The organism is Amycolatopsis sp. 505 (assembly GCF_031625235.1).
GTDB lineage: Bacteria > Actinomycetota > Actinomycetes > Mycobacteriales > Pseudonocardiaceae > Amycolatopsis.
Window position 1 is genome coordinate 93655 of the sequence record NZ_JACKQP010000012.1, and the last position, 22423, is coordinate 116077.

A 22423-nucleotide genomic window follows, 5' to 3' on the forward strand; every position below is an offset into this window, starting at 1 on the left:
GGAACAACGTTGTAAACCGGCAGCCGTTGGCTACACTTCGTGCTCACTCTCTGAAGGGACCGCCCGTGACCGTGACGCTCAAGGACGTCGCCACGCTTGCCGGAGTGTCGGTGAAGACGGTGTCGAACGTCGTGAACGGCTACGCCTTCGTCAAGCCGGAGAACCGGCGGCGCGTCGAAGAAGCCCTCGCGGCGACCGGGTACCGGCCGAACGTCGGGGCGCGCAACCTCCGCCGCGGCCGCACCGGCTTCCTGGCGCTGATGGTGCCGGAGCTGTCCATCCCGTACTTCGGCGAGCTGGCCGGCCTGGTGATCACGGCGGCGCAGAAGCGCGGCTGGAGCGTCCTGATCGAACAGACGCAGGGGACGCGGCCGCGGGAGCGGGAGACGCTTTCGTCGCTGGGGCCGCACCTGGTCGACGGCGCCCTGGTCCACCCGGAAGCCCTGGAGGCGGCGGACTTCCCGGCCGACCCGGGCGGAATCCCGCTGGTCATGCTGGGCGAGCACGCGGTGGACGTGCCGATCGACCACGTGGCGATCGACAACGTCCTGGCCGCGAGCACGGCGGTGTCCCACCTGGCCTCGCTGGGGCGCACACGCATCGCGGCGATCGGGCGGAATCCCTCCCGCGGGACGTCGTCGCAGCGCCTGGCCGGCTACCGGGCGGCGCTGGCCGCGGCGGGTCTGTCCTATTCGGACACGCTGGTGGCCCCGGCGGAGAAGTGGCACCGCTCGGTGGGCTCGGCGGCGATGAAGTCGTTGCTGGCCCTGCCTTCGCCGCCGGACGCGGTGTTCTGCTTCAACGACCTGCTGGCCATCGGCGCGCTGCGCGCGGTGGCCGAGCTGGGCCTGCGGGTGCCGGAGGACGTGGCGATCGTGGGTTTCGACAACAACGAAGAGAGCGCATTCTCACTGCCGTCGCTGACGACGATCGCGCCGGACAAAACGGCCCTGGCGGAGGCCGCGGTGGACCTCGTGCACCGCCGCATCACCGGCGACAAGACGTCCCCGCCGCAGGACATCCAGACCCCGTTCGCCCTGGAGATCCGCGAAAGCACCGGCGGCCGCTGACCCGCGTACCCACCCGGACGACACGCGTACCCGGCCGGACGACACGGCCTCCGGGCCGGACGACACGCGTACCTGGCCGGACGACACGCGTACCTGGCCGGACGACACGCGTACCTGGCCGGACGACACGCCCTCCGGGCCGGGGTTCGTCGTGTCGTCCGTTCCGGTACGCGTGTCGGCCCGCTGGGTACGCGTGTCGTCCGTTCCGGTACGCGAGCCGGGGGTCAGCGGGCCGGCCAGTGCCAGGACGGGCGGTCCAGACGGCCCTGGCCGGACACCTTCGTCTCGCCGTACTCCTTCTCCAGCTCGACCGTGCCCACGTCGGTCACCTCGGCCAGGGCGCGGATCAGGGGCCGGGCGTGGGACACCACCACCAGCTGGGTCTCCTTCGCCGCCGTGGCGATCAACGTCGCCAGGGCCGGGAGGAGGTCCGGGTGGAGGCTCGTCTCCGGCTCGTTCAGCACCAGCAGCTCCGGCGGGCGCGGGGTCAGCAGGGCCGCCACCCACAGCAGGAACCGCAGCGTTCCGTCCGACAGCTCCGCGGCCGACAGCGGGCGCAGCAGGCCGTGCTGGCGGAACTCGACCGACAGCAGGCCGTCCTCGGAGCGGCGCACCTCCACGGTCGAGCCCGGGAAGGCCGCGTCGATCACGTCCTCGAGCTCCGCGGCCCGGCCCACCTCGATGATCGTCTGCAGGGCCGCCGCGAGGTCGGCGCCGTCGTGGGACAGCACCGGCGTGCGCGTGCCGATGCGGGGCTGGCGGGCCGGGGCGCCGGCGTCCGTGCGGAAGTGGTCGTAGAACCGCCACGACCGGATGCGTTCGCGCAGCACCACCAGCTCCGGGCACGCCCGCGGGTCCGCGAACTCGCTCAGCATGCTGTCGGTCAACCGGATCTTGAACCGTTCGTCGCCCCACGCCCCGGACGTCACGCGCGTGCGCACCGACGGGCCCGCGCGGTCCGCGAGCAACGCGGCCGGCCGCAAGTAAGGGCCCGACCAGACCGCTTCCCGCTTGAACTCCGGGTCGAGGTTGAACAGCGTCGCGCCCGGTACCGGCAGGCCCAGGTCGAGCGCGTAGCCGAACTCGTCGCCCGCGAAGCCGAGCCGCAGCCCGACGGCCTTCGTGTGCACCTTGCCCTGGACCCGTGTGGTGCCCCGGCGGACGCCGTTCTCCGGGCCGGCCCACAGCGTCGACGGTAGCCCGCCCTCCCGGGCCAGTGCCGCCACCGCGCCGTTGCGGGACGCGTCCGCCAGCAGCCGCAGTGCCCGGTACAGGCTCGACTTGCCGCTGCCGTTCGGCCCGGTGACGACGGTCAGGCCGGACAGCGGCAGCACCAGGTCACGCAGCGAGCGGTAGTTCTCGACGGCCAGCGTGGTGAGCATGTCCCCGAACCTAGCCTGTCCGGCGGCGCGGAAGGCGGCCCGGCCGCGGCCGTCGGCCGGTGATCGGCGGGCTGCGGTGAGCGGCTCGTCCGCCCCGGGGCATCACGCGTGACCTATGGGCAGCACGCCGATGCCGCCCCGATCACGCGTGATGCCCCTTCGCGCACGCGTGAAGCCCGTCAGCGCACGGGCATCGTGACTTCGTAGACGCGGGAGGCGGCCTTGCGGGCGCCGGTGAAGCCGTTGGCCCACAGGGATTCCACCTGCGACGCCTCCTGGGCGTTCGGGTCGGCGTTGGTGCAGGACGGGCCGGGGCCACCGCCGGACATCAGTTCCGAGCACGGGCCTTCGTAGTGGTCCGGCAGGCCCAGCGCGTGCCCGGTTTCGTGGGCCGCGATGCGGGTCTGGTCGTACTGCTGGGCCTGGGTGTAGTCGATGAAGATCGTGCCGCTGCCGTGGCCGTCGGTCTGGGCGTACGACCCGCGCGGGTCGTTGCCCTCGGTGTAGTGCAGCGACGCACCCGAGGAGCTTTCCTGGAGCTTGACGTTCGACACCGCCGCGTTCCAGTGGGCCGCGCCCGCGTTGATCACGTCGCGGAAGCTGGGGGCGTCCGAGGTGTCGTAGTAGACGATCGTGGCCGCTTCCGGGGCCGCGAAGGCCGGGCCGGCCGTCAGCGGGGTCGCGATCATCGCCAGGGCGGCGGCAGCTCCGGGCAGCAGGTACTTCCTGGACATCGGGACGACTCCTTGCCGTGGGGAATTTACCGGGTCTGCGCGCGCTGGGTGTCGAACTTACGGAATCGCCCGGCGTTTGTGACCCGACTTTCGTACCGGCTTGGGGCCGTTCGGCTCAGCCGACCGGATCGGCCAGCGGGATCTCGCCTTCGCCCAGCCAGGATCCGCGCCACGCCAGATCGCCCCTGGCCAGGGGTTTCCCGCAGGCGTCGCACTTCGCGCCCGGCCGGGTGGCCTGCCCGCAGCGGGTGTGGACCAGCGTCGTCGGCCCGGCTTCCGAGGAGGTGTAGGTGTGTCCCCACGTGCCGAGGGCGTGCAGCACCGGCAATGCGTCCGAGCCGGCCTGGGTGAGGCGGTACTCGTGGCGGGTGCGGCCGCCGTCGCGGTAGGGCAGCTTCGTCAGCAGGCCGCGGTCGACGAGCTTGGCCAGCCGGGTGGTCAGCACGTTGTCGGCGATGCCGAGCTGGGCGCGGAAGTCCTCGAACCGGGTGGTGCCCGCGGTGGCGTTGCGCAGGATCAGCAGCGTCCACGGCTCGCCGAGGACGTCGGCGGCGCGGGCGATCGGGCAGGCGGCGTCCGCCCAGGTGATGCGACGGCTCATCGTGTGATCCCTTCGACCTGACTTGCTTGAAGCAAGTCTACGTCGTAGTGTCGTCCTCAGCTAGCTTGCAACGAGCAAGCCAGGTGCGAGAGGAGTTCGTCATGGAGATCTCGGGTGCGGTGGCGCTGGTCACCGGAGCCAATCGGGGCCTCGGCCGCCGGTTCGCCGTGGAACTGCTGGACCGGGGTGCGGCGAAGGTGTACGCCGCCGCGCGGAATCCGGAGTCGATCGACCTGCCGGGGGTGGTTCCGCTGAAGCTGGACGTCACCGACCCGGAGTCGATCCGGGAAGCCGCCGCGCTGGCCGGCGACGTCACGCTGCTGGTCAACAACGCCGGCTCGTCGACCGGGGCGTCGTTGCTCGGCGGGTCCATCGAGGACATCCGGCTGGAGATGGACACGCACTTCTTCGGCACCCTGGCCGTGACGCGCGAGTTCGCGCCGGTCCTGGAGCGCAACGGCGGCGGCGCGGTGCTGAACGTGCTTTCGGTGCTTTCCTGGTTCACCGCCCCGCGGGTCGCGGCGTACTCCGCGGCGAAGTCGGCGGCCTGGTCACTGACCAACGCGCTGCGCCTGGAGCTGGCCCCGCAGAAGACGCAGGTGACCGCGCTGCACGTCGGGTACATGGACACCGACATGGCCAAGGACGTCGACGGTCCCAAGGTCGATCCGGCGGTCGTGGCGGGGCTGGCCCTGGACGGCGTCGAGGACGGCCGGTTCGAGGTGCTCGCCGACGACGTCAGCCGGAACGTGCGGGCCGGGCTCGCCGGAGATCTCACCGGGTTGTACCCCGCGCTGGTTTCCTGAAGGCGTTTTCGCCGACCCCGGAATACCGGGGTCTCCGGCGCGGGCGTATGAATAGGCGGGTGGCGGAACGCGTCGAAGCCGGAATGGGACGGACGAGAAACCGCTGGGGCGAAGGCGAACGGTTGCGCGGCGAGATCCTGGCCGCGGCCGGCCGGCTGCTCGCCGAGCTCGGCGGCGAGGACGGGCTGACGATCCGCGGCGTCGCCCGCGCCGTCGGCATCGCCCCGGCGAGCATCTACCAGCATTTTTCCGACCGTGCGGAATTGGTTCGCGGGCTGCTCGACCACGAATACGCGCGGCTGGCCGATTCCATGCGCGCGGCGGAGGAGTCAATCGGCGAAACCGACCCCGTCGGCCGGATCCGGGCGCAGATTCACGCCTACTGCGCGTTCGCGATGCAGAATCCGGGGCATTACCGGCTGATGCTCGCGAACGGCGCGTCCGACCTGGAGCCCGGCACCCGTCCGACGGGCCCGCTGCTGGACGTGATCGACCGGCTGACGGCGGGCTTCGAGCGCTGCGTCGAGGCGGGCCGCGAGCTGCGCGTGACCCCGGGCCGCGCGGCGGCGGTGGTGTTCGTCGGCGCGCACGGCCGGGTCGCGTTGTTCCACAGCGCGCTGAACCGGACCGGGGCCGAGCTGGTGGAGCCGTTCGTGGACGAGCTGGTGTCGCTGGTGTTCGCCTGATCGGACGGTGGCGGGGTCGCGGGAAGATGCTTAGCATAGCTACGTAAATTTCCGACGGCTCCGGGAGGTGTCCGGTGGACGGCGTGCCCGCGTTTCCGATGACCCGGCGGTGTCCCTTCGACCCGCCCGCCGAACTCGCCGAGCTGCCCCCGGTGTCCCGGGTGCGGCTGTGGAACGGGAGCACGCCGTGGCTGGTGACGCGCTACGGCGACGTCCGCGCGCTGCTGCGGGATCCGCGGGTCAGCGCCGACTCCGACCACCCGGGCTACCCGCACCAGAGCGCGGCTTCGGCGGCCCGCCGCCACCGCGCGAAGTCGTTCATCACCATGGACGGCGCCGAGCACGCGGCCCGGCGCAAGCTGCTGACCGGCGACTTCCTGGTCAAGAAGATGGAGGCGCTGCGCCCGGCGATCCAGCGCATCGTCGACGACCTCGTCGACGGGCTGCTGGCCGGCCCGAAGCCGGTCGACCTGGTGCCGGCGTTCGCGCTGCCGGTGCCGTCGCTGGTGATCTGCGAACTGCTCGGCGTGCCGTACGAAGACCGCGAACTGTTCCAGGACATCACGAAGGTGATGGTGTCGAGGACGGCGACGCCGGAAGAGGCGGTGGAAGCCACCGAAGAACTGCTGGCCTACCTCGGCGGCCTGGTCGAGCGGAAGGTGGCCGACCCGGGTGACGACGTGCTGAGCAAGCTGGCGGTCACGCAGTACGCGACGGGGAAGATGACGGCCGAAGAGGTGGCGTCGACGGGTCAGCTGCTCCTGGTGGCCGGCCACGAGACGACGGCGAACATGATCGCCCTCGGCACGGTGGCGTTGCTGGCGCACCCCGCGCAGCTGGAGCTGGTGCGCACGGGGGACGCGGACGTGCTGCGCCGCGCGGTCGAGGAGTTGTTGCGCTACCTGAACATCACGCACACGGGCCGCCGCCGCGTGGCGACCGAGGACATCGAGATCGGCGGCGAGACGATCCGCGCGGGCGAAGGCATCATCGCGGCGGGCGACGCGGCCAACCGCGACGCGGCGGTGTTCGACGACCCCGGCCGCCTCGACGTGACGCGCGAAGCCCGCCACCACGTGGCGTTCGGGTACGGCGTGCACCAGTGCCTCGGCCAGACGCTGGCCCGGGTGGAGCTGCAGGTGGTGTACGGGACGCTGTACCGCCGCATCCCGGGACTGCGGCTCGCGGTGCCGATGGAGGAGCTGTCCTTCAAGGACGACATGCTGGTGTACGGCGTGCACAGCCTGCCGGTCACGTGGTGACGGCGGCCTCGCCGAAGACCATGCGGTGGCCGCGGGCGGTGTCCATGTACTCGCGGACGCGGTGGATGCGCCCGTCGCGGAGTTCGAAGACGAAGCAGTAGTCGTTGGCGTAGTGGTTGCCGTTGGCCAGGGTGGCCGTCATCGTCTCCTCCACGACCACCCGGTCGCCGTCCGCGTGGAAGCCGTGGAACGTCACGGTGACGTCGCCGGCGAAGAAGCGCGGGAAGTCCTCGGCGAGGAACCGCACGATCGCCGGCCGGCCGACGAGGTGCGAGGGGCCGCCCAGGGCGACCGCGGTGGCGTTGCCCGGCGGGGCCAGCCATTCCGCATCCTCGGTGAAGACGGCGGCGATCCGGTCCGCGTCGTGGGTGGCGAAGGCTTTCCAGGCGTTCTCGACGATGTCGCGGCTCGGCATGTCCGCGACCCTAACGGCGCGCGGCCTCGGCGGGCTGGCGGATTCGCGACGTCATCCCAAGGCGGCCAGGTTCTCCGCCAGCCACGCCGAGACGAACCGCTCAGGCCCAGGTAAACCCGGTACAACGTCAGCCTCCGCCGGGCCGGGGCGTCGAAGGCGCCCGTGCCGTATCCCGCCAGAAATGGCTCGTCCGGTTCGTGGAACAGCGTCAGCGAGACGAACTCCGCCGCCGGGTCGCCTCAGAACGCCCTCTCCGCGTCGATGATGCCCGACACCCGGCCGTCCCGGACCAGGATGTTGCCCGGCCACAGGTCGAAGTGGACCAGCACCGGTGTCGTGACCGATGCCAGCAGGGGCTCGTGGCGGCGCACCACGTCGGGTGCAGGGGTCCTGGAGGTAGCCGAAGCCGTCGCCGGTCGTCTCGTGCAGGCGTGCCACGATGGCGCCCAGCTCGGTGCGCAGGTGCGGGCCGGTGCCGGGCGTGCGGTTCCACGGCGTCCCCGGCACCTCCGTCATCAGCAGGAACCCCGGCCCCGCACCCACCACCGTCGGCAACGGCCCGGAAGCCAGGCGGTAGTACTCCGCCTCCGTCGCCAGCAGGTCGTGCTCGTACGTGAGGCCGGGCCCGGACGGCGCGATCTTGAGCACCAGCCGCCGTCCGTCCGCCAGCGTCACCCGGACCGCCCGGTTGTACGTCCCGCCGCCGAGGTCCTCGGCCGCCACCACCGAAGCCGGGTCGATGCCCGCTGCCGTCAGCTCCCCGTCCACCCCGCCGAGTCTTCCAGCTTTTCCGCCGCGTCGGCCAGGTCGTCCGGCGTCGGGGCGTCGTCCTGGGTCAGGCTGCGCCGCCAGTAGCCGGTGAACTCGATGGCGCTCTTGGGCAGACCGCGTTCGACGAGGTGGCGGCGCAGCGCACGGACCGTCGACGCCTCCCCGGCCAGCCACGCCGCTTCCGGGAGGGCCGTCCCGCGCACCGCGTCCAGCAGCCGGCTGCCGTGCTCGGCGCCGTCCCGGTGCAGCCACCGGACGCCGGGCAGCGGCTGCTCCTCCGCCGCGTCCGCGACCTCGAGGAAGACCACCGCATTGTCCACTTCGGACAGGATGGACGCGGCGGCGGGGATCGCCGTCTCGTCGCCCGCGCACAGCAGCCCGTCCGCTGTGGACAGTGGACGGCGGTACGCCGGGTCCGGCCCGTACCGGCCGAGGACGTCCCCCACCGCCGCCCGCGCGGCCCAGGCGGTGGCCGGGCCCGCGTGGCCGGTGTGCAGCACGAAGTCCACGTCGATCGTGTCGCCGTCCCGCGCGCGCACCGTGTAGCTGCGCATCACCGGGCGTTCGTCCGCCGGGATCGCCAGGTACGCCTGGTACCAGCGCATGACGTCGTCGTCGGCCGGTGGCAGCCGCACCGGGCGGCCCGGCGGCGGGAACAGGAGCTTGAGCTGCTGGTCCGGCCACGCCTCCAGCTCGGCCAGGCCGTCGCCGGTGAAGGTGACGCGCACGACGCGCGGCGTCACCCGGCGCACCGCCGTCACCTCGAGCAGTCCGGTCGGCTTCACGGCTTCCCCAGGTATTCGCGCAGGTGGCGGGCCGTCAGCGTCGAGGCGTCCGCGACGAGCGCGGCCGGGGTGCCTTCGAAGACGACCCGGCCGCCGTCCTGGCCGGCGCCGGGGCCGAGGTCGATCAGCCAGTCGGCGTGGGCCATCACGGCCTGGTGGTGCTCGATGACGATCACCGTGTTGCCCGCGTCGACGATCCGGTCGAGCAACGCCAGCAGCTGGTCGACGTCGGCGAGGTGGAGCCCGGTGGTCGGCTCGTCGAGGATGTACGTCGAGCCCTGTTCGGCCATCCGGATCGCGAGCTTGAGCCGTTGCCGCTCGCCGCCGGACAGCGTGGTCAGCGGCTGCCCGAGGGTCAGGTAGCCGAGGCCGACGTCGGCGAGGCGGTCGAGGACCGTCCGCGCGCTGCCGCCCGCGAAGAACTCGCGCGCCTCGGCGACGGACATCGCCAGGACCTCGCTGATGTTCTTGCCGCGCAGCTCGCACGTCAGCACCTTCGGGGTGAACCGCTTGCCCTCGCACTCTTCGCAGACCGACGCGACCCCGGCCATCATCGCCAGGTCCGTGTAGATCACGCCGAGGCCCTTGCACTTCGGGCAGGCGCCCTCGGAGTTGGCGCTGAACAGGCTCGCCTTGACGCCGTTGGCCTTGGCGAACGCCGCCCGGATCGGGTCGAGCAGGCCGGTGTAGGTCGCCGGGTTGGACCGGCGGGACCCGCGGATCGCCGACTGGTCGACCACGACGACGTCGTCACGGTGGGCCAGGGAGCCGTGGATCAGCGACGACTTCCCGGACCCGGCCACCCCGGTGACCACGGTCAGCACGCCGAGCGGGACGTCGACGCCGACGTCCTTCAGGTTGTGCAGGCGAGCGCCGGTGATCGAGACGTGCCCGGTGGGCGTGCGGACCTGGTCCCGGAGGGTCACCCGGTGGTCGAGGTGGCGGCCGGTGAGCGTGCCGGACGCGCGCAGGCCGTCGACGCTGCCGGTGTAGCAGAGCCGGCCACCGTCGGTGCCCGCGCCGGGGCCGAGGTCGACGACGTGGTCGGCGATCCGGATCGTCTCCGGCTTGTGCTCGACGACCAGGATCGTGTTCCCCTTGTCCCGCAGGCACAGCAGCAGGTTGTTCATCCGCTCGATGTCGTGCGGGTGCAGCCCGACGGTCGGCTCGTCGAAGACGTAGGTGACGTCGGTGAGGCTGGAACCCAGGTGCCGCACCATCTTCACGCGCTGCGCCTCACCGCCGGAGAGCGTCGCGGACTCGCGGTCGAGGGAAAGGTAGCCGAGACCGATCTCGACCAGCGAGTCGAGGGTGTCGCGCAGGTTGCCCAGCAGCGGCCGGATCGACGGCGCGTCGAGGTTGCGCACGAACTCGGCGAGGTCGCTGATCTGCAGCGCGGCGCAGTCGGCGATGTTCTTGCCGTCGATCTTCGCCGCCAGCGCGGCCTGGTTGAGCCGGGCGCCGCCGCACTCGCCGCAGGTGGCGAAGGTCGCGGCCTTCTCGATGAACGCCCGCAGCTTCGGCTGCAGCGATTCGACGTCCTTGTGCAGGTAGAGCCGCCGGACCTTCACCGCGAGACCCTCGTAGGTGACGTTGGTCTTGCCGACCTTCACCTTGCAGGAGTCCTTGTGCAGCAGGGCGTCCAGCTGCTCCGGCGTGAAGTCGCGGATCTTCGCGTCCGGGTCGTAGAAGCCGGAGGAGAGGTAGGTCTGCACGTACCAGGTGTCCGGCGTGAAGCCCGGCACCTGGATCGCGCCTTCGTTGAGCGAGAGGTCGAAGTCGAGCAGGGCGTCGACGTCGAGGTCGGAGACCCGGCCGAGGCCCTCGCAGGCCGGGCACATGCCCTCGGGCAGGTTGAAGCTGAACGCGCCGGAGGTGCCGACGTACGGTTCGCCGAGCCGCGAGAAGGCGATCCGCAGCATGGCGTAGGCGTCGGTCGCGGTGCCGACCGTGGAGCGCGAGTTGGCGCCCATCCGCTCCTGGTCGACGACGATGGCCGCGCTCAGGTTCTCCAGGAGGTCGACGTCCGGGCGCGACAGGCTCGGCATGAAGGACTGGAGGAAGGCGCTGTAGGTCTCGTTGATCAGCCGCTGGGACTCGGCCGCGATGGTGCCGAAGACCAGGGACGACTTGCCGGAGCCGGAGACACCGGTGAACACCGTGAGCCGGCGCTTCGGGATGTCCAGGTCGATGCCGGTCAGGTTGTTCTCCCGGGCCCCCCGGACCTCGATCACGTCGTGGGTGTCGGCGGCCCGCCTGGGTGAAGTCATACCGTCCTTCTTTGATACTTTAGGGCGTAAAGTGATTCTCCAGCGTACATTACTTTAGGGTGTAAGGAGTCGGCAAGGTGGTCGTCTTCGCGGGTCAGGGCGACGCCCGGCGGTCCATGGAGCTGCTGTGGGGGCCGCGCGTGGTGGCGCCGCGCACCGGCCCGGGGCCGAAGCCGGGCCTGTCCGTCGAGGCGATCGTCGCGGCGGCGATCGAGATCGCGGACGCCGACGGCATGGCGGCGCTGTCGATGCGGTCGGTCGGCGAACGGCTCGGCCGCACGGCGATGGCGCTCTACACGTACGTGCCGGGCAAGACCGAGCTGGTCGACCTCATGTACGACCGCACGCTGGGTGAGCTGCCGTCGTCGTTCCCGGATTCTTCGGGGTGGCGTGCGGCCGCCCTGGCGCTGGCCGACGCGCTGTGGGACCTGCACCTGAGGCACCCGTGGCTGCTCCAGGTGTCGCCGGCGCGGCCGGTGCTCGGGCCGGGGGAGTTCCACGTCCAGGAGACGCTGCTTTCCGTCCTGGCCTCGACCGGCTTGCCGTTGTCCCGGGTGCGCTGGGTGGTGGCGGCGTTGTTCAACATCGTGCGCGGATCGGTCCAAGCGGCGGCGGAATCCCGGCAGGCGGCGCGCGAGACCGGGCAGTCCGAAGAGGACTGGTGGTACGCGCGGTCGGCGTTGCTGGCGGAGCTGGCGCCGGACCTCCCGGCCCGGTTCCCGACGGTGGCCCGCCTGGGGGAAGAGGGCGAGTACGAGGCGTCCGGGTCCGACGAGCCCTACCTGGAGCGCGAGGCCCGGCTGTCGTTCGAAGCGGGCTTGGAACTGCTCCTGGACGGCGTCGAAGCCGCGATCGTCAAGGCTTCCGGGCCTCGATGAGGAACCGGGTCGTGTGGGCGGCGAACGGGCCGTCGCGCTCGATCAGCTCGTGCAGCTCCCGCAGCTTGTCCTGGTACTGCCCGACCGTGAACCCCGGGACCATCCAGATCACCTTGCGCAGGAAGTAGACCACCGCACCGATGTCGGAGAACTCCGTGCGCAGCGACTCCGAACGCAGGTCCGTCACTTCGAGCCCGGCCTCCACGGCCGCCCGCACGGCGTGGTCGGGGTGACGGCTGTTGCGGGCCTCCTCCGGCTGCGGGCCGAGGAAGAACTCGACCAGCTCGAACACGCTCGCCGGGCCGACCTGCTGGGAGAAGTACGTTCCGCCGGGCCGCAGGACGCGGGCGATCTCGCGCCAGTCGGTCGTCACCGGGTGCCGGCTGCTGACCAGGTCGAACGCGTTGTCGCGGAAGGGAAATCCCGCGGTCGCCACCAGCAGGGCGCCGCGCGGCCGCAGCCGGGCCGACGCCTTCGCGACGTTCGGCGGCCACGACTCCGTCGCGATCGTGACCGGCGGCAGGGACGGGCAGCCGTCGAGGACCTCGCCGCCGCCGGTCTCCAGGTCGAGGGCCGCTTCCGCGACCGCGAGCCGGGAGCCCAGCAGGCGCTGGTAGCCCCACGAAGGGCGGGCCTCGGTGGCGCGGCCGTCGAGCCAGGAGAAGTCCCAGCCGTCGACGGACACCGCGGACGCTTCGGCCACCAGGGTGTCGAACTTCGACTTCCGGACCGGCGGCGGAGGCGCCGGCTTGGCCAGCGTGACCGCGGAGAACGCCACCACGACCGGGCCGCGCCGGGTCCCGATCGTGCAGGAGACGTCGTCGCGGGCCACCAGGTCGCCGAGCGCGTCGGTGAAACCGCCGTCGATGCGGTAGCGCACGACGACCCGCGTGCCGAGCGGGAGTTCCCGCAGCAGCTTCACGAAACCACCTCCGAAACCGAGGCCCCGGCGTCCGCCGGCTCGGGGTGGCCCAACTCTGTCAGCCAGCCGCGGAACACCCGGTGCAGGGCCTCCGCCCCGACGACCTCGCCGGGAAACGCCAGTTCACGCGGGTGCACCACGAAACCCCGCTGCTGCGGCCCGCCCAGCCCGCCGTGCGAACCCACGTGCGTCTCGAACGGCGACGCCTGGTCCGGCTCCGGGTCGTAGCGGCTGTTGATCATCACGTCCGCGCAGTGCGGGAAGGTGTCCACCCGGCGGATCAGGTCCGCCGCGTGCGGGCCGTACGGTGTCAGCGGGTCCTCGCCGATGACGACGCCGGTGGCGAGCCGGTGCAGGCCGTCGCGGCCCAGCACCACCGGGCCGAACTCGCGGCTGCGGACCAGCAGGAACCCGACACCGGGGTGGTCCACCAGGGACGGCAGCAGGTCCGGGAACTCGCGCTCGATCGTCTCCAGCTCGACGCGGCCTTCGTGCTCGGTGAACGACACCATCGCGAGGTGCCCGGACACGACCACCACCACGCCGGGCGCCACGCGGGTCACCGCGCCCGGCGAGCCGGACGCCGTGCGCGGACGGTCTTCGGCGCACTCCGCGTCCTCCACCCGGGCACGCAGCCGGCGTGCGATCAGGCCGCCGCTCTTGGTCGCCTCCGCCAGGGCCGCGTTGATCTGCCAGCTCTCGGCCTGCCGCCGCTTGCCGGCGGACGGCGACGGCGACCCGCCGCACAGCCGGCCGACGTACGCCTCGATCGTCTCGCCGAACCGCTGTGAGAACGCCTGGCCCTGGGTCTGGCCGTGGTCCGACAGCGCCACGACGTGGTAGCGGCGCGGGGCCAGCCTGCTCGCCCGGTGCAGCCGCGCGATCTGCTGGTCGATCGAACGCAGCACCGACAGCGTGTCGAACCGCTCGATACCGGAGTGGTGCGCGACCTCGTCGTAGCCGAGGAAGTCCGCGTACACCGTGGGCCGGCCGGCGAGCATGTCGCCGAGGATCGCCGACACGACGACGTCCCGCGCGATCACCGTCGTGCCCGGCCGGGCCAGGGGGTACCAGCCGCCGCGCGGGATCCGCGGCACGACGCCGGCGCGGCGCTGGCGGACCGACGCGCTGATCTCGCGGAAGACGTCCACGAGCGCGACGGCGAACGTGCGCAGCGCGTTGACCGGGTTCGCGAAGTAGGCGTAGTAGCCCGCACCGACGCGGTCCCGGTGCCGGCGCTGCAGCTTCTTCGGCACCAGCACCGGGATCGAGCTCATGGTGAGGCTGACGTGGGCGGCGTCGCCGGAGAAGAGGTTGCCGCGGCTCGCGCCGTCACCGGCCAGGAGACCGCGGCCGTCGGAGTGCCGCGCCTCGATCTCGGCCGCGTCGGCCGGGTGCGCGCACGCCATCACGTGGTCGCGGTCCTTTTCGTACCAGCGGAAACCGAGGATGTCGTGGTTGGAGCCGTGCAGGATGCCGCAGACGCTGGCCCCGGTCTGGGAGCTCCAGTCGGTGTGCCACCGGTTCAGCGTGTGGCTGTCCTCGGCGAGCCAGGCGGCGAAGGTCGGCATGTCGCCGTCGCGGATCGCGCGGCGGACGGTGTCGTACCCGAGGCCGTCGATCTGCAGGAACAGCACACCGGGCGGAAGCTCGGTGCCGGGCTCGTGGTGGTGACGTCGTCGTCGGCGGGCGGCGCGGCGGAAGAAGATCTCGTCCTCGTCGACGGCGAGCAGGCTGGAGATGAGCGCGCCGACCGCGGCCATGCCGAGCGTCACGATCACCGCGGTCCGGAAGCCGGCGACCTCGACGCCGGGAACCGTGCGGAAGACGGCGAGGGTTCCGGCGCCGAGCAGCAGGAACCCGAAGCCGCCGAAGGTGAAGAACGCCAGCGGGTAGGCGATCCGCATGACCAGCGGCCAGACGACGGCGGTGAGCAGGGCGAGCAGGAGCGCGCAGACCGTCGGCTGCCACCAGTGCGTCATCCGGAAGCCGGGCAGGAGGACGTCGAGCAGGCGCAGCGCGCCGGTCACCGCGATCCAGACCGCCACCGCGCGGGCGACGGCCCGGCCGCCGCGCAGCAGCCTGCCCTTCGGCGCGGTCGTCGTCACACCGGCTCCTTGGTCTTGCGCCGCCACCGGGCGATCAGGTTGGCCAGCACGGTGACCAGCAGGACCAGCACGGTCGCCAGCAGCGTCGCGATGAGCGGCGAGTCGAAGATGCCGCCGGAGACGATGCCGAGCACGGCGTAGGCGCAGGCCCAGAGCACGCAGGCGCCGAGCGCGGCGGGCAGCAGGCGCCGCCACGGGTAGCTCAGCGCGGCCGCGGCGAGCAGCACCGGGATGCGCCCGGCCGGGACGAGCCGGCCGATCACGACGAGCTGCCAGCCGCGGCGGGCGAACTGCTCGCGGGCCTTCTCGAGCCGTTCGGCGGGCTGGCGGCGGCTGATCCAGCGGAAAGCGGCTTCGCTGCCGAGCCGCGGGATCCCGAACGTCACGACGTCACCGACGTACGCGCCGAGGACGGCGAGGACGATCACGAGCGGCAGGGAGAGGTGGCCGGTCGTCGTCGCGACGGCGGCCGCGGCGCCGACGACCGCGCCGGTGGGCACGATCGGGACGATCGAGCCGAGCAGCACGCCGCCGAACACCGCGGGGTAGCCGATGGCGGCGGGGTCGGTCCAGTTCACGAGCGGTCCTTCGGCGCGGGCAGGACGACGTCGGCGCCGGGCTCGGTGAACAGCACTTCGGTCCGGCCGTTGACTTCGGCGGCGAACACGCGCGGCGGATCGGCGAGCAGGCGTCGCATCCGGGCGGTGCGCCGGACGCCGGGGAGGGCGAGGGTGCCCCAGTGCACGGGGACGGCCGCGCGGGCCTGGACCAGCGCGGCGGCCTGGGCGGCGCGGGCGGGGTCGAGGTGGCCGGGGCCGAGGTTCGGTCCCCAGCCCCAGACGGGCAGCAGGGCGACGTCGACCGGGCCGAGGTCGCGCATGCCGTCGAAGAGGTCGGTGTCGCCGGCGTTGTAGACCTTCTTGCCGTCGCCCTCGATGAGGTGGCCGAGCGCCGGGCTTTGCGGCCCGTGCGTCAGGCGGGGGCCCCACCGGTGTCCGGAGTGGATGGCCTCGGTGGCGGTGATGGTGACACCGCCGTCGGTGAGCGTCTCGCCGGGCGCGATCTCCTCGACGTTGCGGAAGCCCTTCTTGCCGAGCCACGAGCCCGCCCCGCGGGGGACGACGATCCGGGTCCGGTGGCCGAGCAGCTTGAGCGACGGCAGGTGCAGGTGGTCGCCGTGCAGGTGGGACAGCAGGACGAGGTCGACGTCGGCGTAGCTCTCGGGCGGCGGCGGGGGAACGACCCGGACGAGCCCGCCGACGCGCGCGGTGAGCACGGGATCGGTCAGGAGGACACGGCCGCCGAGGTCCAGGCGGACGGTCGAATGGCCGAGGAACCGCAGGCTGAAGCCGCTCACGCCCCGAGTATCACCTCCCCCGGCGGGGAATGCCCGGCGGAGTGGCCAGGGCAACGCCGGCGTGTGATCGGGAAGCCGGCACGCGTGATTGGAGCGTCGGCACGCGTGATTGGAGGGTCGACACGCGTGATTGGAGGGTCGACACGGCGGTCAGGGGGTCGGAAGCAGGGCGGAGATGCGGAGTGAGGACGTGCCGATGCCGGTCGGGCCGCCGAAGACCGGGGCCGGTGTGGGGTGGTAGCCCAGCTCGGGTTCGGTGTAGCGGGCCGTGTTTTCGTGCCAGTGCACGATTCCGGCCATCCAGTCGCGCAGCTGCTGGACGAACGCGAGCAGCGTCTCCTCGGTGGTGTCGTCGCGGTACAGGGCCGGCAGCTCGGTCGCCGCCGCGTGCTCGAACTCGGCCAGGCGGGCGTGGATCAGGTCGGCGACCACCTCGGCCGCGCGCTCCTCCGTGCAGTCCAGGAAGTTCCGCACCACCAGCACGGCATTGTGCAGCTCGCCTTCGTACTGGACCTCCTTGCGGAAGGAGTACAGGTCGTTGGCCAGGCCGGCCACGTCCGCCGCCGCGTGCTTGAGCGTTTGCACCGGCCGCAAGCGCTGCAGGGCCGGCGGCACCGCGTGGCCGCGCGAGAGGCTCATCGTGAGGTCCGCGCCGAACGTCCGGCGCCGCATCTCGACGTAGTCGATCGGGTCCGGGATGCGGTTCTGGGCCTGGTTCGCCAGCTCCCAGAGCCAGCCGGCCGCCATCGCCTCGACCGCCCGGCGCACGGCGGGCCGGCTCTCCGCCGGGGTGCGCGGCCAGAGGTCGGCCAAGCCCGCTTCCAGCGGCGTCGTCGGCACCGGCATCGGCGCGCCGTCCGCCGGCATGAACGCCGACAGGCGGCGATTGGCCGCCTTCGCGCCGGCGAGGTCGCGCGTCGCGCCGAACACCAGCGGGTAGTGGTCGTCGGCGTGGGTGCGCCAGGTCAGCCAGTCGCTCGTGACGTCGAGGGCGTCGGCCGTCGCGTCCGGGTGGATGCCCGCCGCGCACAGCGGCAGGTCGGCCGCCCGCAGCTTCCGCTCGTCCCACACCACGCCGTCGAGCAGCCCCATCCGCCGGGCCCAGTCGACGTTCCGGGCGCGGGCCGCGGAGAGGTGCGGGCTGAGCCGCGGCGGCAACGGCAGGTCGAGCGACGGCCGCGGGACGTCGGTCGCGCGCAACGGCGTCGAGCCGTACGCCCGCAGCCGTTGCGGTGCGGTCGCGAGCACCGAAGCGAAGATGCGTGCCGCGGACGTGCCGCGGCCGGCCAGCGCGCCTTCGTTCATGTACCGGCTGGACCGCAGGTGCCATTCGTGTCCGCCGGATTGCCAGTCCTGCAGGCCTTTCACGTAGGCGAAGGTCGCCGCGCGCGCCGCCGGGTCGACGCAGTGGTCGTCGAGCAGCGCGGGCACTTCGGTGAGCGCGGTGTGCTCGAACTGGTGCAGCCGGGAGGTGATCAGGTCGTTGACCGCGTCGGCCGCCTGCTGGGTGCCCAGCCCGAGGAACTTCTCGAACACGAGCACGCCGTTGGACAGCTCGCCCTCGTCCTGCACTTCGCGCTGGTAGGAGAACAGGTCGTTGCGGAGGTGGACGCTGTCGGCGAAGCAGTCGCGCAGGACCTCCATCGGCCGGGACGCGGCGATCGCGCCGGGGACTTCCGCGTGCACCGAGTGCTCGACCAGGTTCGCCGACCACGGCGCGCCGCCGACCTTCCGCCGCATTTCGACGTACTCGATCGGGTTGGCGAGCCGGCCTTCGTTGATGTTGGCCAGCTCCCACAGCGACTCGTCCAGCAGCGCCTTGGTGCTGGCGGCGAACCGGCGCCGCCAGCCGGCCGACCGCTGCGGGACCGTCCGGTGCCACAGGTCGGCGAGGCCGCGCTCGACCGGGTTCTCCGGGGTCGCGGTGATCTCGCCCTCGGCGGGCATGAACAGCTCCAGCCGGTCGAGGTAGGCGCGGGCGCTCTCGATGTCGCCGGTGCACTTGTACAGCTCGAGGAAGTGGTCGTCGAAGTAGAAGACCCAGACGTACCAGTCGGTGATCAGGTCGAGCTCGCCGGCACCGGCGTCGGGGTGGGTGTACGCGCAGAGCAGCGCGTAGTCGTGGGCGTCGAGGTCGTGCTCGGTCCAGATCACCGTGCCGTGCTGCGGCACGTCGATCATGTCCAGCTCGCGGGCCCACGCCTTGCTGTGCTCGCGCGCCCGGTCCAGGTGCGGGTTCAGCCGCGCCGGGTGAGGCAGGTAGAACTCGGGGAGGACGAACGGCTGTTCAGGCACACCGCGAGGCAACCAGCCGGCCGCGGTGTCCGCCAAGGGGAACAGCCGGGATGCACACGAACGGGACGGCCGCTTCCCCCGGCCGGCCCAGCGGGCTTCCCGGCCCGATCGGCACGCGGTGGCGGGCCGTCGCACGATGGGGAGTCCGGCGAGCGAGGAGAGCAGATGACCGACGAAAACCGGGTGGCCGACAACCCGGACGAGAACCGCTACGAGCTGTGGCAGGGCGAGAAGCTGGCGGGGATCGCCCAGTACGACCGGCGCGGCGACCTGACGGTGTTCACCCACACCGAGATCGACGACGCCTTCGCCGGGCAGGGCCTCGGCAAGGTCCTGGCCGCGGGCGCGCTCGACGACGTCGTCGCCCACGGCCGGACGATCGTGCCGGTCTGCCCGTTCATCGCCGGGTACCTGCGGAAGAACCCGGGGTACGAGGACCACGTCCGCTGGCCGCGCGAGTAGGCCGGAAGGGGAGACGCGTTACGCCGTTCGGGGCGATCTGAGAGGTATGTCCGGATAGCTTGGTTATTAACCAACCTTCGTCGGTAGTGCGTTGGTTGCCTGGCAACGAAAGTGTCGGCACAGGCTTCGAACGGCAACCTGGAGGAAGTTGATGACTCCCCGGAAGACCGCCCTCAAGACCCTCGCCGTCTTGTCGGCCGCCGCGCTGACCAGCGGTGTTTGCGCCTCGGCGGCCACCGCGTCCCCCCTGGCCTTCGCCGAACTGCAGGCCAATGCCATCGCGGGCGCCACCCAGGTGGCGGACGCGCTCGGTACCGCGTCCGGCGGCATCTACCTCGAAAACGGCAAGGCCGTGGTGAACGTCGTCGACGACGCCGCGGTGCAGCGGGTGCAGGCCGCCGGCTTCACCGCGAAGAAGGTCAAGCACACCTTCGCGGCGCTCACGGGCGTCAAGAACCAGCTGGACGCGGTGAAGAACGTGCCGCAGACCGCGTGGGGCATCGACACGAAGACCAACCAGGTCGTGGTGAAGGTGTACGACGCGGCGAGCAAGGAGACCGCCGACAAGGTCTCCGCGGCCGCCGCGAAGTACGGCGACAGCGTCCGCGTCGAGCACCGCACCGGCAAGCTGTCGCTGTACATCGCGGACGGCGACGCGATCCAGAACAGCCAGGGCCGCTGCTCGCTCGGCTTCAACGTGACGCGCGGCGGCTCGCCGTTCCTGCTCACCGCGGGCCACTGCACCAACCTCGGCGGCACCTGGTCCGGCGGCGACGTCTCCGGCGCGCAGGTCGTCGAAAGCGACTGCCCCGGCGCCGACTCCGGCCTGCTGACCCGCCCGAACGGCACCGGCCCCGGCGAGATCAACACCGGCCAGCAGATCACCAGCGCGGCCACCCCGACCGTGGGCGAGCAGATCCAGAAGCAGGGCTCGACCACCGGCGGCGGCAGCGGTGAGGTCACCTCGGTCGACGAGTCGGTCAACTTCGACGTCGGCGTGCTCAACCACGAGTTCGGCACCACCGCGCACACCGACCACGGCGACTCCGGCGGCCCGGCCTACGACGGCTCCAAGGGTCTCGGCACGCTGTCCGGCGGCGACACCGTGACCAGCTACTTCTACCCGCTCACCCTCGAGCTGCAGGCCTACGGCCTCGAGCTCGCCTGAGCGAAGGCCGCGGGCCCGCTCACCTTCCGTCGGGGGAGGTGAGCGGGCCCTCGTTCCGTCACGCGTCCAGGCGCCGCGCGCGGTAGACAGCGTCGGTGTGGTGGCCCTCGCCGCGCGTCTCGCACGTCTCGACCACCCACTGCCACGGGTCGCCGAGGTACCCGGTGATCTCCTCGGGCTCGAAGTACAGCTCCTCCGGCGGCTTCTGGCCGTCGAACTGCCGCATCGCCTTCGGCGAGTGCCCGACGACCAGCAGCGAGCCGCCCGGCCGGATCGCCGCCGCGGCCGCCGTGAAGACGTCACGGCGCAGGTCCGGCGGCAGGTGCATGTACTGCGCGGAGACCAGGTCGTACTGCGCTTCCGGCCGCCACTCGAGGATGTTGCGGTGCAGCCAGTTCACCGTCACGCCCGCCTCGGCGCCGGCCTCCGCCGCGCGGGCGAGCGCGGTTGTCGAGATGTCGACACCGTCGACCGTCCAGCCGTGCTTCGCCAGCCAGATCGCGTCGCCGCCCTCGCCGCTGCCGAGGTCGAGGGCGTGTCCGGGTTTCAGGCCTTCGACCTCGGTGCGCAGGTTGACGTTGACGTTCCCGCTCCAGATCCGGTGCTCGTCACGCTGGTACATCGCTTCCCAGAAGTCCTGCTTCAGCATGGCGTCGACGGTCATCGGGTGGTCGTGGGACATGGTTCCTCCTCAAGGACGTCCCCCGAGCATGCGGGCGACGTCCCCGGGAAGGCAAACCTCGTTGCCGGTTTGGCAACTAGCCCGCGCCGTACACCTGCATTTCGTACAGCGAGTAGCCGTAGGACGTCCCACGCGTGACGCCGTTCATCCGCACGTACCGGCCGGTGCCGGTCAGGCCGGTGAGGTCGTCCGTGCCGCCGTTGCCGGTCGTGGTGCTGTAGATCGACGTCCAGGTCGTGCCGTCGGCCGAGGTCTGGATGCTGTACGCCTTCCCGTACGCGGCTTCCCAGGTCAGTTTGACGTGCGAGACGGCTTTCGTGGCGCCGAGGTCGACGCGCAGCCATTCCGCGTTGCTGCCTTCCTTGGACGCCCAGCGCGTGCCGGTCAGGTTGCCGTCGAAGGCCGCGCTCGCCGGGTAGGACGACGATTCGGTGGAGGACGCCGTTGCGGTCTTCCCCTGTGAGAGCAGGCTTTCCGAGCCGCCGGTCACCGTGACACCCAGCGACGCCGTCTTCGTACCGCCGGTGAGGGTGATCGTCGCCGAGCCGGGGGACGCGGTGGCCGCGGCGGCGACCGTGACGGTCGAGGAGCCGCCGGCGGGCACCGACGCGGGGGAGAAGGCCACGGTGACGCCCGCCGGAGCGCCGCTCGCGGAGAGCGTGACGGCGTCGGTGGAGGTCACGGTGGCCGTCGCCGAGGCGCCCGGCGCGACCGACACCGACGACGGCGTCACGCTGAGGCCCGAGGGGGTGCCGGCCGCGGTGAACGTCCAGCGGGCCTGGGTGCCGGAGCAGCTGCCCGCGGTCAGGGTGGTGCCCGAGGCGCGGAAGCACTTGCTGCTGGACTGGATGTCGGAGATGGTGCCGTCCGGGTTGATCGACCACTGCTGGGCCGGGCCGCCGGTGCAGGTCTGGAGCACGATCGAGCTGCCGGAGATGCCCGCGCACTTGTCGTCGATCACCAGGAACGCGCCGTGGAAGGTGAACCGCTGCTCGGCGGTTCCGGTGCAGGCGGCCACTTTCAGCGTGCTGCCGCTGCCCGGCGCGGCCAGGCAGGTGCCGGTGGAGTTGTTCTTGTACTGGCCGACCGTGGTGTTCGGCTGCGCGCCGCCCCAGCATTCACCGGTGCTGGTGTCGAAGATCGGCGTGGCGTCGTAGGGTTCGTTCGAGGGCGGGTCGACGACGACCGGTTCCATGACCGGGGTGTTGTCGGCGTTGTAGTGCGTGAGCGCGTCTTCGCAGTCGATCGCGTCGAAGGCGCTGCCGCCCTTGCCGCCGAGCCAGAGGTCGATGTGGCGCAGGCCGGGGCCGCCGTTCGGGCCGTGGCCGTTCCAGTCGTCGGAACACTCGTCGCAGCCGTCCTCCATGATGAAGTACTTCTTCACCCGTGGCACCCAGACCTTGGTGCCGGGCTTGAGTTCGTCGCTGCTGGTGGCGAAGGTGATCGGGTCGGCGTAGGTGCCCTTGCCGCCCGCGGTGCCGTGGATCTGCGGGTAGGAGATGTCCCCGCCGGGCGGGGTGTTGTCCCACCAGCCGTAGAAGGTGAGGAAGGTGGGCTGCGTGGTCGCCGCGGCGGCCGTGCTTCCGCCGGCGAGGGCGGTGGCCAGGGCGAGGAACAGGGTCACGACGAGCACGAGCGCGCGCCGGGTCATGCTGCCTCCGGGGGACTGGGCGGACGATGACTGCGGCGTGCGTCCAGGTTCGCCGGGGTTCGCCGGTGCGTCAAGACCTATTCGTAAAGTTTCCTAACGAATGCGGTTTCGTGTCCCG

General features: G+C 71.8%; 20 protein-coding genes and 2 pseudogenes. 7 read left to right on the forward strand and 15 right to left on the reverse strand.

Going from position 1 to position 22423, the window contains the following annotated elements; all coding sequences use genetic code 11:
* Positions 1-65 precede the first annotated feature (65 nt).
* Positions 66-1070 carry a LacI family DNA-binding transcriptional regulator gene (locus tag H5965_RS37780; protein WP_310975839.1) on the forward strand — a complete coding sequence of 335 codons (1005 nt, stop codon included), beginning with the start codon at positions 66-68 and terminating at the stop codon, positions 1068-1070.
* Positions 1071-1294: 224 nt separating this feature from the next.
* Here the strand turns inward: H5965_RS37780 and H5965_RS37785 are convergent, their stop codons facing one another.
* The 3 genes from H5965_RS37785 to H5965_RS37795 form a co-directional block, all read right to left on the reverse strand.
* On the reverse strand, positions 1295-2452 hold the full coding sequence (locus H5965_RS37785) for an AAA family ATPase (protein WP_310975840.1): 1158 nt from the start codon (positions 2450-2452) through the stop codon (positions 1295-1297).
* Positions 2453-2631: 179 nt separating this feature from the next.
* Positions 2632-3186, reverse strand: a complete 555-nt coding sequence (locus H5965_RS37790; RefSeq protein WP_310975841.1) for a snapalysin family zinc-dependent metalloprotease — start codon at positions 3184-3186, stop codon at positions 2632-2634.
* Between the two features lie 115 nt (positions 3187-3301).
* Complete coding sequence (locus tag H5965_RS37795; protein ID WP_310975842.1) at positions 3302-3787, reverse strand: helix-turn-helix domain-containing protein; 486 nt, start codon at positions 3785-3787, stop codon at positions 3302-3304.
* Positions 3788-3888: 101 nt separating this feature from the next.
* On the opposite strand from H5965_RS37795, the gene H5965_RS37800 reads away from it, so the two are divergent.
* The 3 genes from H5965_RS37800 to H5965_RS37810 all read left to right on the forward strand — a co-directional run bounded on the left by H5965_RS37800 (position 3889) and on the right by H5965_RS37810 (position 6541).
* Positions 3889-4593, forward strand: coding sequence for an SDR family oxidoreductase (locus tag H5965_RS37800; RefSeq protein WP_310975843.1), 705 nt, complete (start codon positions 3889-3891; stop codon positions 4591-4593).
* An 83-nt stretch (positions 4594-4676) separates the two neighbouring features.
* Positions 4677-5279, forward strand: a complete 603-nt coding sequence (locus H5965_RS37805) for a TetR/AcrR family transcriptional regulator (protein WP_310975844.1) — start codon at positions 4677-4679, stop codon at positions 5277-5279.
* A gap of 98 nt (positions 5280-5377) precedes the next feature.
* Positions 5378-6541, forward strand: a complete 1164-nt coding sequence (locus tag H5965_RS37810; RefSeq protein WP_310976046.1) for a cytochrome P450 — start codon at positions 5378-5380, stop codon at positions 6539-6541.
* Here the strand turns inward: H5965_RS37810 and H5965_RS37815 are convergent.
* The 4 genes and pseudogenes from H5965_RS37815 to H5965_RS37830 form a co-directional block, all read right to left on the reverse strand.
* Positions 6531-6956: a nuclear transport factor 2 family protein gene (locus H5965_RS37815; protein WP_310975845.1), complete on the reverse strand. Its 426-nt coding sequence runs from the start codon at positions 6954-6956 to the stop codon at positions 6531-6533. The two genes, H5965_RS37810 and H5965_RS37815, sit on opposite strands and share 11 nt — an antisense overlap.
* A gap of 239 nt (positions 6957-7195) precedes the next feature.
* Positions 7196-7345: pseudogene (locus H5965_RS37820) on the reverse strand (phosphotransferase); the annotation flags it as partial.
* A gap of 363 nt (positions 7346-7708) precedes the next feature.
* Positions 7709-8512, reverse strand: a complete 804-nt coding sequence (locus H5965_RS37825) for a siderophore-interacting protein (RefSeq protein WP_310975846.1) — start codon at positions 8510-8512, stop codon at positions 7709-7711.
* Positions 8509-10782 (reverse strand): excinuclease ABC subunit UvrA, encoded by a 2274-nt coding sequence (locus tag H5965_RS37830; RefSeq protein ID WP_310975847.1) that lies wholly within the window; start codon positions 10780-10782, stop codon positions 8509-8511. The genes H5965_RS37825 and H5965_RS37830 overlap by 4 nt, the downstream gene beginning before the upstream one ends.
* A gap of 77 nt (positions 10783-10859) precedes the next feature.
* Between H5965_RS37830 and H5965_RS37835 the strand changes: the two genes are divergently transcribed.
* A complete protein-coding gene (locus H5965_RS37835; protein WP_310975848.1) occupies positions 10860-11660 on the forward strand; it encodes a TetR/AcrR family transcriptional regulator C-terminal domain-containing protein in 801 nt (266 codons plus the stop codon).
* On the opposite strand, the gene H5965_RS37840 is transcribed toward H5965_RS37835, so the two are convergent.
* The 6 genes and pseudogenes from H5965_RS37840 to H5965_RS37865 all read right to left on the reverse strand — a co-directional run bounded on the left by H5965_RS37840 (position 11638) and on the right by H5965_RS37865 (position 18342).
* Entirely contained in the window at positions 11638-12366 is a 729-nt protein-coding gene (locus tag H5965_RS37840; RefSeq protein ID WP_310976047.1) for a class I SAM-dependent methyltransferase, read from the reverse strand. The genes H5965_RS37835 and H5965_RS37840 overlap by 23 nt on opposite strands.
* 12 nt (positions 12367-12378) lie before the next feature.
* Positions 12379-12582, reverse strand: a pseudogene (locus tag H5965_RS37845) (ferrous iron transport protein A); the annotation flags it as partial.
* Positions 12579-14690, reverse strand: a complete 2112-nt coding sequence (locus H5965_RS37850; protein WP_310975849.1) for a phage holin family protein — start codon at positions 14688-14690, stop codon at positions 12579-12581. The pseudogene H5965_RS37845 and the gene H5965_RS37850, both read right to left, overlap by 4 nt.
* Positions 14687-15268, reverse strand: coding sequence for a VTT domain-containing protein (locus H5965_RS37855; protein WP_310975850.1), 582 nt, complete (start codon positions 15266-15268; stop codon positions 14687-14689). Before H5965_RS37855 ends, H5965_RS37850 begins: the two co-directional genes overlap by 4 nt.
* Positions 15265-16047 (reverse strand): MBL fold metallo-hydrolase, encoded by a 783-nt coding sequence (locus H5965_RS37860; RefSeq protein WP_310975851.1) that lies wholly within the window; start codon positions 16045-16047, stop codon positions 15265-15267. The genes H5965_RS37855 and H5965_RS37860 overlap by 4 nt, the downstream gene beginning before the upstream one ends.
* 150 nt (positions 16048-16197) lie before the next feature.
* Complete coding sequence (locus H5965_RS37865) at positions 16198-18342, reverse strand: terpene synthase family protein (protein ID WP_310975852.1); 2145 nt, start codon at positions 18340-18342, stop codon at positions 16198-16200.
* A 165-nt stretch (positions 18343-18507) separates the two neighbouring features.
* Here H5965_RS37865 and H5965_RS37870 point away from each other — a divergent pair, with 165 nt between their 5' ends.
* Together H5965_RS37870 and H5965_RS37875 are read left to right on the forward strand one after the other, a co-directional pair.
* Positions 18508-18804, forward strand: coding sequence for a GNAT family N-acetyltransferase (locus tag H5965_RS37870; RefSeq protein WP_310975853.1), 297 nt, complete (start codon positions 18508-18510; stop codon positions 18802-18804).
* A gap of 151 nt (positions 18805-18955) precedes the next feature.
* A complete protein-coding gene (locus H5965_RS37875; protein ID WP_310975854.1) occupies positions 18956-19972 on the forward strand; it encodes a S1 family peptidase in 1017 nt (338 codons plus the stop codon).
* A 58-nt stretch (positions 19973-20030) separates the two neighbouring features.
* Here H5965_RS37875 and H5965_RS37880 read toward each other — a convergent pair whose 3' ends face one another.
* Both H5965_RS37880 and H5965_RS37885 read right to left on the reverse strand, forming a co-directional pair.
* A complete protein-coding gene (locus tag H5965_RS37880) occupies positions 20031-20654 on the reverse strand; it encodes a class I SAM-dependent methyltransferase (RefSeq protein WP_310975855.1) in 624 nt (207 codons plus the stop codon).
* Positions 20655-20730: 76 nt separating this feature from the next.
* Positions 20731-22305: a discoidin domain-containing protein gene (locus H5965_RS37885; protein ID WP_310975856.1), complete on the reverse strand. Its 1575-nt coding sequence runs from the start codon at positions 22303-22305 to the stop codon at positions 20731-20733.
* Positions 22306-22423 lie beyond the last annotated feature (118 nt).